This window comes from Aquabacter sediminis (assembly GCF_028863665.1).
In the GTDB taxonomy this organism is placed as follows: Bacteria; Pseudomonadota; Alphaproteobacteria; order Rhizobiales; family Xanthobacteraceae; genus L1I39.
Map to the genome: position 1 here is coordinate 218,741 of NZ_JARBFX010000001.1, position 15,796 is coordinate 234,536.

A 15,796-nucleotide genomic window follows, 5' to 3' on the forward strand; every position below is an offset into this window, starting at 1 on the left:
GTCTATTCCCCTTTCTGCCATTCCGGCTTGAGCGTCTCCCACAGGTCGTTGACCGTGGAGACGAACCATGGGTCGGAGCGCATCTCGGCCGTCCGCGGCCTCGGGAGCGGCACCAGCACCTCGTCGCGCACCCGGCCCGGGCGCGGGCTCATGACCACCACGCGGTCGGCCAGGAAGACCGCCTCGTCGATGCCGTGGGTCACGAAAATCACCGTCTTGCCAGCCTCGGATGAGATGCGGGCGATCTCTTCCTGCAACAGCACGCGGGTCTGGGCATCGAGCGCGCCGAACGGCTCGTCCATGAGCAGGATGTCCGGATCGGGCGCGAGCGCCCGGGCGATGGCGGCGCGCTGCTTCATGCCGCCGGACATCTGGTGGGGATATTTGTCCTCGAAGCCGTTCAGCCGCACCATTGCAATCAGGGCCCGGGCGATCTCGGCCCGCTCAGCCTTGGGCATGCCCTTGGCTTTCAGGCCGAATTCCACGTTCTGCTGCACCGTCATCCAGCCAAAGAGCGCATAATCCTGGAACACCACCGTGCGCGAGGGGCCAGGGCGGGTGATGGGCCGGCCATCCTGGAGCAACTGTCCGCTGCTGGCGGACTGGAAACCGGCGATGATGCCAAGCAGGGTGGACTTGCCGCAGCCGGAGGGACCGAGCAGCGAGATGAATTCACCGCGCCGGATTCGCAGGTTCACGCCATCGAGCGCGATCACGGCATGGTCGGAGGCGGTGCCGCCATAGACCTTGCCCACATTGCGGATGTCGATCTGGATGTCGGCGGGCGAGGCCTCGGGCGCGAGGGAGGAGAAATCGGCAGGAAGGCGAGCGAGGGCGACCATGGCGTTCTCCTCAATTGCGCTCGGAGGGAGCCCAGGCATTCACACGCCGCTCAATCCGTTCGAGAATGACGGACATGGCGAAGCCCACCAGGCCGATCGTGACCATGCCGGCGACCACATTGTTGATCTGGAACAGCATGCGGGATTGCTGGATCAGGTAGCCAAGGCCGGTCTGGGCGGCGATCAGCTCCGCCGTCACCACGCACATCCAGCCGACGCCGAGCGCGATGCGAAGGCCTGGGAGGATGATGGGCAGCGAGGCGGGGATCAGCACGTCCCAGAACAATTGCCAGGGCTTGGCGCCGAGACAGAGCGCGGCATTCATCTGGTTGCGGTCGAGCCCGCGCACCGCCGTGTAGGTGGCGACGAAGGCCGGGAAGACGGCGCCCAGGAACACGAGGAAGTAGGACGCCGCATCCCCCAGGCCGAACCACAGGATGGTAATGGGGATCCAGGCCAGTGGCGGAATGGGTCGGAGTGCCTCGACGACCGGGCGCACGAAGTCCGAAACCGGCCGCCACCAGCCGCAGATGAGGCCGAGCGCCAGCCCGACGATGCAGGCCAGAAAGAAGCCCACCGCCACGCGCTGGAGGCTGGCCGCCAGATGCACCCAGAGGGAGCCGTCCACCGCCATTTCCCACAGGGCCTGTGCGACGGCCACCGGAGAGGGGAGAAGGAAGCCGTCCACCAGCCCGAGCCCGCACACCGCCTGCCAGAAGCCGAAGAAGGCGGCAAGGCCCAGCCCCGCGCGGACCGACCGGTTGGCAAAGAGGCGAGAGACAGGCGGGAAGCGTCTCGCCGGCCTGCTCGCGGCAGGCTGGGCGGCCAGCGCGCCCGCATTGGCCTCTGCTTCCATCGGCAACCTCCTTTGCGTGATGGTCCGGCGCACCTCAGCGACCGGGTGACCCAGACGCTATTATTGTCGGCATTTTCCGTCAATTCGATTCCCGCCCGAGAATGGGCGTTGATCGCGCATTTAGAGGCGCTTTTTCGCGCAAATGCCCAAATTCACGCTCAGAATTTGGGCGTCGCATCATTTTTATATCGGATAAAACCGACGATAGACGGCGGGGGGAAGATCGGACATTCTCCCCGCATTGGGGGATGTGGCGTGACGACCGACATTGAAGAAAAGCTGGCCCGGATCGGCATCACCGGGACGCTCTACAAGCTTTATCTGACGGCGGTGAGCCTCGGTGGCGCCTCGGTCACGGAGGTCGCCGTCAAGGCGGGCCTTGCCCGCACCACCGCTCACGACGCCCTGGCCAAGCTGGAGTCCGAAGGGCTCATCCGCTTCGTGGACCACGGCAAACGGCGCTTCGTGGTGGCGCAAGATCCCGGCGTGCTGCTGGAGCGCATTGAGGCGCGGCGGCAGATGCTTGAGGACGTGATGCCGGTCCTGCGCTCCATGTATCACCATGAGAGCGGCAAGCCGAACGTGCGCTTTCATCCCGGACCCGACGGCATCCGCACAACGCTATGGGATACGCTGAACAGCGGCGACAAGGTCTTGCGCGCCACCTTGTCCATGAAGGAACTCATGGCCGAGCCGGGGCTGGAGGAGATGGAGCGCTACCTCAACGAGCGCGCGCGCCGGGGCATCTGGCTGCACGTCATCCGCTCGGCGGAGAGGGATATCGTCCCAATTTGGCCGTCCAGCAGCGAGCAGTGCCGGGAACTGCGCTATGCCCCGCCCGAGCACACGCTCGCCATGACCTGCTTCATCTATGGGCACAAGGTGGCGCTGATCTCGTCGGCGCGGGAAAGCTACGGCATGATCATCGACAGCGCCGAGTTCGCCGCCTTCCAGGCTTCCATGTTCGACGCCATGTGGAGCCTCAGCACGCCCTCCCCCGCGGTTCCATGAGACCGGCTCGCCCCCCCCTCGCCCCGTCTTGTCAGGCACGCGCGAAGGGTGTCGCCTCGTCCTCCAGCTTCGCTGAAATCCGGGCGGCCGTGTCCTTCATGGCAGCGGCATAGATAGCTGTGCGCTCGGGCTCGCGCGCCACGTCATCGGTCACCACCAGGCTGATGCTCGCGACCACTTGTCCGCCCCGCAGGATAGGCGCCGCAATGCCGGCGCGACCGGTGCCGATTTCGGAGAGCGTCATGGCATAGCCGTTCTTCTTCACCGGCCGGAGCTGGTCCTTGAAGGCGGCCCAGGACTCGCAGCCCGCCTCGCGCAAATCCTGCTCGTGGCGCAGATAGAGATTGCGCAACACGCGGTCCGGCAGGAAGGCCAGGATGACCTTGGCTGGCGCGCCGCGAAACAGCGACATGGCCGCCCCCCGCTCGTAGCTGGCGCGCGGATGGGGGCTTGCGCCCTCCACCATGTGAACGCTCATCACGCAGTCGCGAAACCGTCGGCACAGGATGACACTGGCGCTCTGGCTGGTCTCCTCGAGAACCTGCTCCATGAAGGGCGAGGCCACGCCCACCAGGGGGTCGGTCTGGCGGATGATCCGGTCGAAGCGGATGAAGGCGGGCCCCAGCACGTAGCCCGCGCCGGCCACGGGATCGAGCATGCCGGCCTGTGTCAGCTCGCGCACGTTGCGATAGGCGGTGCGCACGGACAGGCCGAGCGTGCGGGCGATTTCCTCCACCGTCCACACCGGACCACCCGTGTCGAAGAGTTGAAGAATGGAAAGAAGATGACTTTGACCGCTCATGACCCCCGCCGCCCGCCGCCAGCCGCGGCGGAACATCTCAAAAGGATACTTTATATCATTTCATGAAACTTAGAGTCGCCACCCTTAGGCCGCGCCTGCTCACCAGATAACGCATCTTAGCAAAAAATTGAAATTGCCAAATATTGGCAAAATGTACTTGCAAGCCCCCCGCCTTTTGCCCACACTCCCTCCCATGCCGCCCGCAAGAGGCAGCAATCCAGATGGGACCAGCGGCCTGGCCGCGCAGACGGTGGAACCGACATGAAGAACTGGCTTTTCGGGGCGGCCCGCTGCGCCGTCGTGGCGTCCATTGCATTCGGTGCCGTGACCCTGGCGTCCCCTGCGGCCAAGGCCCAGCAACTGACCGAAGTGCGGGTCGCCATGCTGGCGCCAAGCTCCCTGCTGTGGCTTCACGCCATCGCCAAGGACCAGGGCTTCTATGCCGAGCGCGGCATTGCGGTGAAGGAACTGACCGCCGCCGGCAGCCCGGCTCTGCTTCAGGCCGTGTCCTCCGGCAGCGTCGAGGCGGGCATCTCTGTGGCGGACCTCGCCATGCGCGCCATAGACAAGGATGCCCCGGTCATCATTTCCGGCGCAGTCCTCGGCAAGTCCATCCTGCGACTCGTGGGCGGCAAGGGCGTGACGAAGGTGTCGGAAATGGCCGGCAAGCCGGTCACCGCTGGCGGCGTCGAGGGCGGCACAGCCAATCTCATGCGCTTCCTGCTGCAACGGAACGGCGTGGATCCGCGCGGCGTGCAGATGGTCGCCATGGCCAATTCCAAGGATCGCGTGGTCGCCCTGCAAAACGGGCAAGTGTCCGGCTCTCTGCTGATCGCCCCCTTCGACACCATCGCCCAGCGCGACGGCATGAAGGTACTGGACGATTACACCGAAGACTATCTCCAGACCCCGCTCATCCTGAACAAGGACTGGGCGAAGAAGGATCCGAAGTCCGCTATCGCTCTCACGCAGGCGACGCGCAAGGCGGCGGCCTTCATCAACGATCCGGCCAACAAGCAGAAGGCCATCGACATCCTGGCCGCCTACACCAAGGTGGATCGGGACATCTGCGCGGACTCCTACGCCTTCATCGTGGAGCAGCAGAAGGCCATTCCGGCGGACCTCGGGGTCAGCGCGGCCAGCCTCCAGAATCTCATCACCATCGACCGCGCCGTAGGGGCCAATCCCGCCTCAGAGAAGCCGTTCGAGTTGTCCCGATATTTCGATCCCAGCTTCCTGGCTGCGAAGTAGTTGAGAGGGGGCAGAGCCCCCCGCGCATTGTCCATACCTGTCCAGCCTGTGACGAAGCCCTGACCGTCGCCGGCCGGATCTGAGCGCCGCCGCAATGGCACGCCTGCGCGTCCTGCGCGGCGGCGCTCATCCCTCCCCGATCTTCCGCGCGCCGGCCCCGTGTGCCGGAACGACGGTGCTTGGCCCGAAGCTGATCCGGCCTCCGCTCCCGAGGACCTCCATGACCGCCACCCCCCGAATTCCCACGAGCCTGCTCACCGGCTTCCTCGGCAGCGGTAAGACCACGCTGCTCAATGCCTGGCTCATGAGCCCGGCGCTCGCCGATGCGGCTGTGATCGTGAACGAGTTCGGCGAGGTGGGCATCGACCACGCGCTGATCGCCTCCTCCAGCGACAACACCATCGAGCTGTCCACCGGCTGCCTGTGCTGCACCGTGCGCGGAGATCTGGTGGATACGCTGCGAGAACTCAACGAGCGCCGCGAGCGAGGCGAAGTGCGCGCCTTCAACCGCGTCTTCATCGAGACCACAGGCCTTGCCGATCCCGTCCCCGTCATCCAGGCGCTGATGACCTTTCCCGTCGCCGGCAAGTTCGCCCTGGACCGTGTGATCACGGCGGTCGACGGCGTGCAGGGCATGGCGACCCTCGACAATCATCCCGAGGCGGTGAAGCAGGCGGCGGTGGCGGACCACCTGATCCTCACCAAGTCGGACATCGCCCCGCCCTCCCCCGATTTGCTGACGCGCCTGCGCGCCCTCAATCGCGGCGCGCGGGTGTCCATCGCCTCTCCCGCCAGTCCGCCGCCCGCCGACAGCGTCGCGGGAACCGCGCTCTATGACCCCGCCGCCAAGAGCGCCGATGTCACCGCATGGCTCAACGCGCAGGCCTATGCGGATGCGCACGCCAGCCATGGGCACCATCACCATGGCCACCAGCATGATGTGAACCGCCACGATTCCCGCATCGGCTCCTTCTGCCTCTCCTTCGAGGAGCCGCTGGCCTGGGAGCATGTGGCCCATTGGCTGGACGCTCTGGTGATCGCCCATGGCAATGACCTGCTGCGCGTGAAAGGCATCATCGACGTGGAAGGCCGCGAGCGGCCCATTGTCGTGCAGGCGGTGCAGCACCTGTTCCACCCCCCGTTCGAACTGAAGGCTTGGCCGGACGGCCCGCGCCGCTCGCAGATCGTGTTCATCACCCGCGATCTCGGGCGCGACTATGTGGCCGAGGTGCTCGCCACCATCCGCTCCCGCCCGGTCGGGTCCCCGCCGGTGCCCTCGTCCGGCGCCGCCCCGACGGCGGCCGCCCACCACGCCTGACGTTCAACCTTATCTCATCCGCAAGCCGGGCGTCGACCCGGCGCGCCGACCCTGGAAGGACCCCATGGACTGCCTGATCCGCAATGGCCTTGTCATCACTCCCAACGGACGCTTCGAGGGCTCCGTGGGCATCAAGGACGGCTTGATCGCGGGGCTCTATGAGCCCGGTACGGAACCCGCCGCCGAGACCGAGATCGATGCCAAGGGCCTCGCCGTCCTGCCGGGCGTCATCGACATGCATTCCCATCATCGGGAAGGCTCGGAGCCGGGCTTTGAATACAAGGACACCATCTACACCTCCACCCGCCAGTGCGCGGCCGGCGGCGTCACCACTTCGGTGGCCATGCCCAACGTGACCCCGCCGCCGAACACGCTCGATCTGCTGAAGAAGCAGTTCGCCATCTATGAGCGGGATGCGGTCGTGGACTGGAACTTCAATCCGGCCCCCACCATCCTGGAAGAAGTGCCGGCCATGGCGCAGGAAGGCATCGCGGCCTTCAAGTTCTTCATGGTGGTGGATACCGGGCGCTCCTATCCGCACATGCCGGGCATCGGCGTGCATGACCACGGCAAGATCCTGGAGATCATGCAGGCCTGCGCCAAGGTCAATGTGCCGCTCATGGTTCATCCGCACGACCAGGCGCTGATGGATGTAATCGAGCAGGAATATTGGGCGCGCGGCGAACGCGACGCCCTGGCCTACGCCAAGGCCTATGCCGCCCATGATGGCGTGATCTGGGAAACCGCCATCGCCACCCTCTTGCGTCTCCAGAAGGCCGCCGGCTGCCACCTGCACATCCTGCACACCCAGACCGCCGGCTCCGTGGACCTCATCCGCAAGGCCAAGGCGGCGGGGCAGAAGGTGACCTGCGAACTCAATCCCTGGGCGCTGTTCCTGGGCTGTGACTGGTCGTCCATCCAGCGGCTCGGCTCCTATGCCCTGTCCTATTGGGTGCCGGAAAAGAACGTGCCCGGCCTGTGGGAAGGCGTGCGCGACGGCACCATCGACATCATCGCCACCGACCACGCGCCACATCTGAAGGAAGAGAAGGAAATCGGCTGGGTGGACGGCTGGAAAGCCCATACCGGCACCCCCTCCACCCAATTCTATCTCTCCATGTTCCTGACCGCCGCGCGCGAGGGCAAGCTTTCGCTGGAGCGCGTGGTGGAAGCCTGCTCGACGGCGCCGGCGCGGCTGTTCGGCCTGGAAAAGAAGGGCGCCATCGTGCCCGGCAACCATGCCGACCTGGTTTTGGTGGATCTTGACCAGGAATATGAAGTCCGCGACGAGGACGTGCTCTCGCTGACCGGTTGGAGCCCCTATGCCGGCCGCAAATTTACCGGAAAGCCGGTCCGCACGCTGGTGCGCGGCCGCACCGTCTATGTGGACGGGCAGGTGGTGGGCGAGAAGGGCTACGGCAAGCAGGCCATCGCCAAGCAGCCGCCCCGCGCGAAGGCCTGATCATGGCCCACTCTTCCAGTGTCCACCGCCTGCGCATTCCGCCGGTGGACACCGCCCCCACCATCGCGCAGGCGCTCGGCGCCTTCGCGGCCGGGCTTGCCTTCGCCGACGTGCCAGAGGCGGCCCGGCAGAATGCGCGCCGGGCGATCCTGGACGTTGTGGGCGTGGCCTTTGCCGGCGCGGACGCGCCTCTCGCCCGAACCGTGCGCACGCAGGCATTGGAGAGCTGGCGGGACGGCGCCTGCAGCCTGTTCGGCGCCCCCGCGCGCCTCGTGCCTGCAGGTGCGGCCCATGCCAACGCGGTGGCCGCCCATGTGCTGGACTTCGACGCCAACTTCAACACCGGCATGGTGTTCGCCCCCGCCGTCCTGTTTCCGGCCCTCCTGGCCGCCGGGGAAGCGCGGGGGGCGAGCGGACAGACTGTCCTGACCGCTTTCGCGGCGGGCACGGAAGTGGCCTGCGTGCTCGCTTCCGCCTTGTCGCCTGAGCCCTATCGGAAGGACCGTGACAGCCTGTTCTATCGCGGCTGGTTCAACACCGCCGTGCTCGGCCCCATCGCCGCCGCAGCAGCGGTGTCGCGCCTGCTCGGCCTGGATGCCGAGGCGACCACCCGCGCCATCGCCATCGCCGCCGTGCAGGCCGGGGGCCTGCGCATCGGGGTCGGGTCGGACATGAAGCCTCTCCTCGCCGCGCGCGCCAGCGAGACGGGCCTGCGGGCTGCCTTCCTGGCCGAGGCGGGGGTGCAGGCGCCCGAGAATGCCATTGAAGGCCACCGGGGCCTCATCGCCACGATCAATGGCGGCGGCTGGACGCCCAGTGCCTTCGCACGCCTCGGAGCTTTCGCCGACCCCGGCACCTCGTTCAAGCTCTATCCCGCCTGCTCCTCCGTGCAGGCGGCGGCCGAGGCGTTGGAAGCCCTTGTGGCGCACGAGGGCCTTGCCTGGGACGACATCGCCCGCGTGCGCTGCGAGGTCACCTCGCATATCGCCGCGAACCTGGCCTTTCCCCGGCCGCGGAGCGTCACGCAGGCGCAATTCTCGATGCCCTTCGCGCTCGCCTGCCTGCTGGTGCACGGCCGCTTCGCGGCGGACATGCTGACCGATGCGCGCCTTGCCGAGCCTGAACTCTCCGCGGCCATGGATCGCGTGGACATGGTCCCCGCCGACCTCTTCGCCGATGAGGCCGACGCGCGCGCCTATCCCGAGGCGACCCGCGTGGTGGTGACGCTGAGGGATGGGCGCAGCTTCACCCGCCAGCAGGACGCCTCCACCGGCAAGCCGGCCAATCCCGCCTCCTACGCCTTGCTGGACGCCAAATTCCTGCGCAACACTTCACCCACCCTCGGCACCGAGGGCGCGCAGCGCTTGCGGGATGTTCTGCGCGCTATCGACGCGTGGGACGACGTGCGAACCCTGCTCGCACGGGGGGCGCGGCCATGAAGGTCGCCATCCTCGGCTCCGGCGCCATCGGCCTTGCCAGTGCCGCCTTGCTTTCGGCCAACGGGCATTCCCCTTGCCTCTGGTCGCCGTCCGGCGCCGGTACGGCTTCTCTCGGGCCGGTCGCGACGGTGACCTCGACCGGCGCCCATGCGGGCACGTTCGAGGTGACCACTGCGCGGCGCATCGAAGAAGCGCTCGAGGGGGCCGAGGCCGTGCTGGTCGCCGTGGATGCCGGCGGCCATGGGGCGGTGATGGAGGCGGCCGCCCCAGTCCTTCAGTCCCACCAAGTGGTGATTGTCGGCGCCGCCCATGCCATGAGCGCGGTCCACCTGTCCGAGCTCCTTGCGGCACGGGGCGTAAGCCTGCCCATCGTGTCCTGGAACACAACCGCCGCCACCGCTCACAAGACCGGTCTGGCGGCCGTGGACATCCGCACGGTGCGCCCCCGCATCGAGGCATCGGTGATGCCGGCCGCGCTTGCGGCGCGTGGGCTTGCCCTCTGCCGGGCGCTGCTGCCGGCCCATTTCGAGGCGCGTGCGGACGCGTTGGCCATTGCGCTGTTGTCGAACTCCAATCCGGTGTTCCATGTGCCGGTGTGCCTGTTCAACATCACCCGCATCGCCCTGGCCGAGACCTGGGCTCCCTATGCGCAGACCACCGCGGAAGTGGGCGCGATGATGGAGGCGCTCGACGCCGAGCGTCTGGCCACAGCAGCCGCCTATGGCCATTCCATCCACAGCGTGAACGCCCATTTCCATCGCTCCTTCCGCATCCCGGAAGGTCCCATGAGCCAGATGTGCGGAGCGCTGGCGGCGGCGGGGCGCGGGCCGAAGGGGCCGACGCGGCTCGACCACCGCTATTTCACGCAGGACATTCCCTACGGCCTCTCCTTCACCGAGACGCTCGCCCGGCAAGCCGGCCTTGCCACGCCTGTCCACCGGGCGATGATCGACCTTGCTGATGTCGCGCTCCGGCGCGACCACCGGGCGGACAATGTTCTCACCGTGCGGATGGGCCTTCATGCGCTCGACCCCGCACAGATCCTCATCCTCGCCCGCGACGGCCATTTCGGTCCGCAGGATGCGGCAGATCCCAAGACCACGAGGACGGCATGACACCGCGGCAACGCATCCTGGCCTATCTGGAAAGCAACACCCGCAGCGCGTCACTGGTGCGCGTTTCGGTCTCCGTCCTGTTCGTGCTGCTGGTCTGGCAGGTTCTGACCACCACTATCGTCACCAACCGCCTCCTCCTTGTGCCCCCGGCGGAGGTGTTCGCGGCCCTGCTGGTACAGGTGCGCACCGGTGCCGTGTGGACAAATGGGTGGGCCACATGCCTGGCCGTCGGCACCTCCTTCCCCATCGCCGTGCTGATCGGGGTCGCAGGTGGCCTTGCCCTGTCCTCCAGCCGTCTTCTGTCGCTCATGACGGGGCCGATGCTGACCGCGCTCTATTCGGTGCCGATCGTGGCCCTGGCGCCGCTTTTCGTGGCGTGGCTCGGCCTTGGCTTTGCCTCCAAGTTCGTGCTGGTGGTGCTGATCGCGGTGTTCCCGGTGCTTGTGACCACCGAGGTGGGCCTTCGCTCCACCGACAAGAACCTGGTGGACGCCGCCCGCTCCTTCGATGCCAGCCCATGGCAGATCTTCACAACCGTGACCTTCCCCTTCGCCCTGCCCTTCATCGTCAGCGGCATCCGCGTGGCATGGGCCCGCGCCTTGGTGGGCATCGTGGTGGCGGAATTCTTCGGCTCGTTCGCGGGCTTCGGCTACGCGATCCTCGCCGCAGGCCAGACATTCGATACGGCGACCCTGCTCGCCTATGTGATGCTGCTCGGCATCATGGGGCTGATTGGCAGCCTGTTCTTCGAGGCGGTGGAGCGCCGCCTTGCCCCCTGGCGTCAGGAGTGAGGACCGCGCCATGCCCCCACTCAACGCCACTCTCCAGGGAGCCAGCGCCATGGCACAGGATGTCAGCCTTTCCATCGAGGGCATCAACAAGACCTTCCATCGGTCCGGCAAGCCGAGCGTGGAAGCACTGCGCGGCATCGACCTTCAGGTGAAGGAGGGGGAGTTCGTCTCCATCGTAGGCGCCAGCGGCAGCGGCAAGTCCACCTTGCTGCGCATCATCGACGGACTGATGCCGGCCAGTTCCGGCACGGTTAAGGTGGAGGGCACGGCGGTGACACGGCCGGGCCGCGACCGCGCCATGGTGTTCCAGCAGGATTCGCTCCTGCCTTGGAAGACCGTCATCGATAACGTGGCCTACGGCCTTTCCATTGCCGGCATGAAGCGGCGGGAGCGGGAGGAGATCGCCCAGCGCTTCATCGACCTTGCCGGGCTGAAGGGGTTCGAACACCATTTTCCCCACCAGCTCTCCGGCGGCATGCGCCAACGGGTGAATGTGGCCCGGGCCTTGGCGGTCAGCCCCAAGCTTCTGCTTCTGGACGAGCCCTTCGCGGCACTGGATGCGCAGACACGCGAAGTCATGCAGTCCGAACTCCTGAAGATCTGGAGCGCGCAGAAAAAGACGGTGGTGCTCATCACCCACCAGATCGACGAGGCCGTGTTCCTGTCCGACCGGGTGATCGTGTTCAGCGCTCGCCCGGGTCAGATCCGCGCGCAGATCCCCATCGACCTGCCCCGCCCCCGCGACCTGGAGGTGAAGCGCTCTCTGGCCTTCGTCAATCTGGTGGACGAGATCTGGCGGCTGATCGAGCACGAGGTGCGGCTGGGCATGACCCTTGCGGAGAGCTGACGCGCCGCCGGCCGCCGGTCAATGGGGGTCAGTGATGGCGGGCCCCGGTTCATTGTTGCCTCCACTGTGTCGGCGCGCGAAATCGACGAACGCCTTGAACGCGGCCGTCGGATTGCGCCGGCTCGGATAGTAGAGGCACAAGGGCGCCAGAGTGGGCGTCCAATCTTCGAGCACGGGCACAAGGCGGCCGGCCGCGATGTCGTCTCGCACGTCAGATTCCATCGCGAGGGTCAGGCCGAAAGAGGCCAGGGCCGCGGTGCGTGCGAGGCTCGCTTCGTCGAGGGTGATGGCGCCTTCAACCTCCATCTGGACCGACTGGCCATCCTTCTCGAACGGCCACCGGTAGATCGCGCCATCGGGAAGCCGGACACGCAGACACGCGTGCCCGGCGAGATCCTGGGGGATTACGGGCGTGCCGCGCGCTTTCAGATAGCCCGGCGAGGCCACCACGACATTTCGCCGAGCCACCCCGAGGGGGAGCGCGATCATGTCCACTGGAACAAGGTCACAGCGTCGAACGCCGAGGTCGAAGCCGCCCGCGACGATGTCCACAAGCCTGCCTTCCGTGACGATGTCGATGCGAACCTCAGGGTACCTTCGGAGGAATGGGAGAACGAGCCAGGGAAAAATCTCCCGGGCAGCCGTGGGAAAAGCGTTGATGCGCAGTGTTCCCGAAGGTGTGGCCTGTTGGGAGCGCGCATCCTCCATCGCCTCGTGAATGTCCCGCACCGCGGGGGCGACTTTCGCAATGAACCTCTGGCCTGCCTCGGTCAATGAGACGCTTCGTGTGGTCCGGTTGAAAAGCCGTACACCGAGGGCGCGCTCCAGCTTTCCAACCGCATTGCTGAGGGCCGTCGTTGAAATCCCGAGCTCAACCGCTGCCGAGCGGAACTTGCCCCGGCGGGCGACCATGAGAACGGCATCCAACTCCGTTAGGCCATTCTGCACCATTGTCCCCATTTTCGTGATGAATCATCCCGAATTGTCCTGATTAACGTGCCGGTCGTCCAGACCTAACTTGCCTGGCAAGCGCACTTGCAGCCGCCACGGCTGCCATCGCAGCAAGCAGGACGAGAACAATGCCGCTCGAGCTTCCAACCCCTATCGCCGCATATGTGGCTGCGAACATGCGCCTGGACCTTCAGGGCATGCTCTCAACCTTCGCAGCCCATGCTGTCCTGCGTGACAACGACGCCGTCATTCGGGGACACGCGGAGCTCAGGCACTTCTTCGACGAAGCCGTCATCGCGGCGAGGGCGATCTTCACGCCGGACACCGTGTGGCATGAGGGGGGCCAGGTGGTCATCGAGGGCCTCGCCCATGGGGACTTCAAGGGCAGTCCGATCCGCTTCACCTACCGCTTCACGCTCGAAAATGAAGCCATTACGGCCCTGGAGATCACGGCATGACCATCAAGACCGATCCGACCGAGTTCGCGGGAAAGCGCGTGCTCATCAGCGGCGGCACCAAGGGTCTCGGCCGCGCGACTGTCGACCGCTTCCTGGCCGGCGGGGCGCGTGTGATCACATCGGCCCGCGGAATGCTGGAGCCCATCGATGGCGTCACCTTCATCCAGGCGGACCTGACGACGGCCGAAGGCGGGGAAGCCCTGTCCAAGGCGGCGTTTGAGCACCTGGGCGGCGTCGACATTCTGGCCCATGTGCTCGGCGGCTCGTCCACGCCCGGCGGTGGCTTCGCCGCCCTGACCGATGATCACTGGCTGTCCGAACTGAACCTGAACCTGCTGGCGACGGTGCGTCTCGATCGCCTCCTCATTCCGCAAATGATCGAGCGAGGCGCCGGGGCGGTGGTGCACGTCACCTCCATCCAGTCGGTCCTGCCCCTGCCCGAGGCGACCACAGCCTACGCCGCTGCCAAGGCTGCGCTGCGGACCTACAGCAAGTCCATCTCCAAGGAACTGGGGACCAAAGGCGTGCGCGTCAATGTGGTGTCCCCCGGCTGGATCATGACCGAGGGGACCGATGTCTTTCTCCAGCGCATCCAAGCCGCCCGCGGTGGCACCATCGAGGATGCGCGCCAACTCGTGCTGGCCGGCCTTGGCGGCATTTCCATAGGTCGCGGCGCTGAACCCCACGAGGTTGCCGACCTCATCGCCTATCTGGCCTCCGATCGCGCCGCCTCGATCCATGGCGCCGAGTTTGTGATCGATGGCGGCACGGTCCCAACCGTCTGACGGCGGCGCGGGGGGCCACGGTTGGCCGAGGGGCCAGACGTGGACAGGACCGTGCCTATCGCCCGATGCTCTCGTTGGCGACGTTTCACCCACGATCGACCATCCGCTCCTCATGCGATTCAGGCGGTACCGCTGATGCCCTCGACGGCCCGCAGGCGGGTGATGGCAAAATCCGTGAAGGCTCGGATCACCGGCCGCATATAGCGGACCGATGGATAGGCCATGAACGCTTCAGTTGACCGGATGCTGTAGTCGGGCAGCACCCGGACCAGACGTCCCGCTGCGAGAGCATCGGCCACAAGAGGATATTGGACCGGCCCGACGCCGCGTCCCTCACACAAGGAGGCGACCAGGACCTGCGCATTGTTCGTCCGCAGGATCGGGCTCACGGTCACGCTGAGTTCGCCGTCCGCGTGCTGGAGGCTGAGACTATTTGAAGGCGCGGGAATGGCGCTCGCGATGACCACATTCACCTCGGCGAGCCGTCGGGGATCGTCCAGTCCTCCGATCTTGTCCAAATAGGAGGGAGCAGCCACGAGAAAGCGTCGAATGAAGCCAATCCGACGCACGATGATATTCCGCGCCTCAGGCCGCCCATAGCGCGCGGCCAGATCGAAGTCCTCATGCACCAGGTCGATCACCCGATCCTCCAGCACGAGTTCCATGCTGACCCCGGGATGGCTGGCCTGAAAGTCGTTCACGATGGGGTGGATGTGCTTTGAACCGATGCAACTTGGAACATGCAGGCGAACGCGCCCCTCAATGGTTCCGGCCTCCCGGCGCGAATCCTCCAGTGCGGCATCGATCGCGCCGAGTGCAGGCTGTGCGACCTCATAGAGCCTCTGGCCCTGCGGCGTGGTCCGAACGAGCCGAGCCGAGCGTTCCAGCAGCCGCTGGCCCATATGCGCTTCCAGATTGCGCAAATGCTTGCTGACGGCGGGCTGGGACACTGCGAGATCGCGCGCCGCGGCGGTCATGGACCCGCGTTCCACTGTGCGGACAAAGGCCCGAAGAGCCAGCGTGAGGTCCATCTATTCCACTCGGTTATGCCTGATATCACCTCATAGCCAATAGACGAGGCGAATGCGAGGCGCTTGTTTCCGCGGGTCCAATCCCGAACAGGTTCGCTTCCATGCCTCTGACCCGTCGCGCCGTTCTCATCGCAGCTCCGGCCCTCCTGTCCGGCTGCGTCACCCGGCCAGCGGTCGAGGAGACCATGCCCTCTCCCATGGTCGATGCCACGCACAGGGCTATGTATGCGGCTCTCGAGGGCGAGCCATTTCCCGTTCCGGCCGTCGACCTGACCGAGCTGGACCCGCGCTTCCTGCGGCAGATCGTGGTGTATCCAACTGAACACCTGCCCGGAACGGTCGTTGTCGATCCAGTGCAACGCTATGCATATCTTGTTGGCGAGAACGGGCGCGCCCTGCGCTACGGCGTTGGAGTCGGCAAGCAAGAAGCCTTCAATTTCCGGGGCGCGGCGCTGGTGGGGCGCAAGGCGCAGTGGCCGCGCTGGACACCCACGGCGAACATGATCAACCGCGAGCCGGACCGCTACGGGCGCTTCGCCGGGGGCCTTCCGGGCGGACCAGAGAACCCATTGGGCCCGCGAGCGCTCTATCTGTATCGGGACGGGGCCGACACGCTCTACCGGCTGCATGGAACCATAGAGCCCTGGACGATTGGCACCATGGTCTCCTCCGGCTGCGTCAGGCTGATCAACCAGGATATCGTTGACCTCTATCGCCGCGTCCCGATGGGCTCCAGGGTCGTGGTGCTCCCGGCATGAGCTGGCCGCTCAGCCGGGTTGGGGACAAAACTGTGTCTGTGTCGCCGATCTCCTTGGCCTGCTGTTCATCCACCGACCT

The 15,796-nt window shown here is 66.2% G+C and carries 16 protein-coding genes; 11 read left to right on the forward strand and 5 right to left on the reverse strand.

Annotated features, from left to right (window positions below; genetic code table 11):
• Nucleotides 1-2: 2 nt before the first annotated feature.
• The gene (locus PV781_RS00995) at nt 3-842 is read right to left on the reverse strand and encodes an ABC transporter ATP-binding protein (protein WP_274773779.1); all 840 of its coding nucleotides are present in this window, start codon (nt 840-842) and stop codon (nt 3-5) included.
• 10 nt (nt 843-852) lie between these two features.
• Nucleotides 853-1,698: an ABC transporter permease gene (locus PV781_RS01000; RefSeq protein ID WP_274773780.1), complete on the reverse strand. Its 846-nt coding sequence runs from the start codon at nt 1,696-1,698 to the stop codon at nt 853-855.
• 255 nt (nt 1,699-1,953) lie between these two features.
• On the opposite strand from PV781_RS01000, the gene PV781_RS01005 reads away from it, so the two are divergent.
• Complete coding sequence (locus PV781_RS01005) at nt 1,954-2,709, forward strand: TrmB family transcriptional regulator (protein WP_274773781.1); 756 nt, start codon at nt 1,954-1,956, stop codon at nt 2,707-2,709.
• Nucleotides 2,710-2,740: 31 nt separating this feature from the next.
• Here PV781_RS01005 and PV781_RS01010 read toward each other — a convergent pair whose 3' ends face one another.
• Nucleotides 2,741-3,511 carry an IclR family transcriptional regulator gene (locus PV781_RS01010; RefSeq protein WP_274773782.1) on the reverse strand — a complete coding sequence of 257 codons (771 nt, stop codon included), beginning with the start codon at nt 3,509-3,511 and terminating at the stop codon, nt 2,741-2,743.
• Between the two features lie 261 nt (nt 3,512-3,772).
• Here PV781_RS01010 and PV781_RS01015 point away from each other — a divergent pair, with 261 nt between their 5' ends.
• The 7 genes from PV781_RS01015 to PV781_RS01045 all read left to right on the forward strand — a co-directional run bounded on the left by PV781_RS01015 (nt 3,773) and on the right by PV781_RS01045 (nt 11,734).
• Nucleotides 3,773-4,762, forward strand: a complete 990-nt coding sequence (locus PV781_RS01015; protein ID WP_274773783.1) for an ABC transporter substrate-binding protein — start codon at nt 3,773-3,775, stop codon at nt 4,760-4,762.
• A gap of 220 nt (nt 4,763-4,982) precedes the next feature.
• Entirely contained in the window at nt 4,983-6,080 is a 1,098-nt protein-coding gene (locus PV781_RS01020; protein WP_274773784.1) for a CobW family GTP-binding protein, read from the forward strand.
• Nucleotides 6,081-6,144: 64 nt separating this feature from the next.
• A complete protein-coding gene (locus PV781_RS01025) occupies nt 6,145-7,542 on the forward strand; it encodes a dihydroorotase (RefSeq protein WP_274773785.1) in 1,398 nt (465 codons plus the stop codon).
• A gap of 2 nt (nt 7,543-7,544) precedes the next feature.
• Nucleotides 7,545-8,981, forward strand: coding sequence for an MmgE/PrpD family protein (locus tag PV781_RS01030; protein WP_274773786.1), 1,437 nt, complete (start codon nt 7,545-7,547; stop codon nt 8,979-8,981).
• Nucleotides 8,978-10,096, forward strand: a complete 1,119-nt coding sequence (locus PV781_RS01035; protein ID WP_274773787.1) for an NAD/NADP-dependent octopine/nopaline dehydrogenase family protein — start codon at nt 8,978-8,980, stop codon at nt 10,094-10,096. Before PV781_RS01030 ends, PV781_RS01035 begins: the two co-directional genes overlap by 4 nt.
• A complete protein-coding gene (locus tag PV781_RS01040; protein ID WP_274773788.1) occupies nt 10,093-10,887 on the forward strand; it encodes an ABC transporter permease in 795 nt (264 codons plus the stop codon). The genes PV781_RS01035 and PV781_RS01040 overlap by 4 nt, the downstream gene beginning before the upstream one ends.
• A gap of 10 nt (nt 10,888-10,897) precedes the next feature.
• Nucleotides 10,898-11,734 carry an ABC transporter ATP-binding protein gene (locus PV781_RS01045; RefSeq protein ID WP_274773789.1) on the forward strand — a complete coding sequence of 279 codons (837 nt, stop codon included), beginning with the start codon at nt 10,898-10,900 and terminating at the stop codon, nt 11,732-11,734.
• A gap of 18 nt (nt 11,735-11,752) precedes the next feature.
• On the opposite strand, the gene PV781_RS01050 is transcribed toward PV781_RS01045, so the two are convergent.
• Entirely contained in the window at nt 11,753-12,685 is a 933-nt protein-coding gene (locus tag PV781_RS01050) for a LysR family transcriptional regulator (protein ID WP_274773790.1), read from the reverse strand.
• A gap of 128 nt (nt 12,686-12,813) precedes the next feature.
• On the opposite strand from PV781_RS01050, the gene PV781_RS01055 reads away from it, so the two are divergent.
• Entirely contained in the window at nt 12,814-13,143 is a 330-nt protein-coding gene (locus PV781_RS01055; RefSeq protein WP_274773791.1) for a nuclear transport factor 2 family protein, read from the forward strand.
• Nucleotides 13,140-13,928 (forward strand): SDR family oxidoreductase, encoded by a 789-nt coding sequence (locus tag PV781_RS01060; protein ID WP_274773792.1) that lies wholly within the window; start codon nt 13,140-13,142, stop codon nt 13,926-13,928. The genes PV781_RS01055 and PV781_RS01060 overlap by 4 nt, the downstream gene beginning before the upstream one ends.
• A gap of 119 nt (nt 13,929-14,047) precedes the next feature.
• On the opposite strand, the gene PV781_RS01065 is transcribed toward PV781_RS01060, so the two are convergent.
• Nucleotides 14,048-14,959 carry a LysR family transcriptional regulator gene (locus tag PV781_RS01065; RefSeq protein WP_274773793.1) on the reverse strand — a complete coding sequence of 304 codons (912 nt, stop codon included), beginning with the start codon at nt 14,957-14,959 and terminating at the stop codon, nt 14,048-14,050.
• Nucleotides 14,960-15,060: 101 nt separating this feature from the next.
• On the opposite strand from PV781_RS01065, the gene PV781_RS01070 reads away from it, so the two are divergent.
• Complete coding sequence (locus tag PV781_RS01070) at nt 15,061-15,717, forward strand: L,D-transpeptidase (protein WP_274773794.1); 657 nt, start codon at nt 15,061-15,063, stop codon at nt 15,715-15,717.
• Nucleotides 15,718-15,796 lie beyond the last annotated feature (79 nt).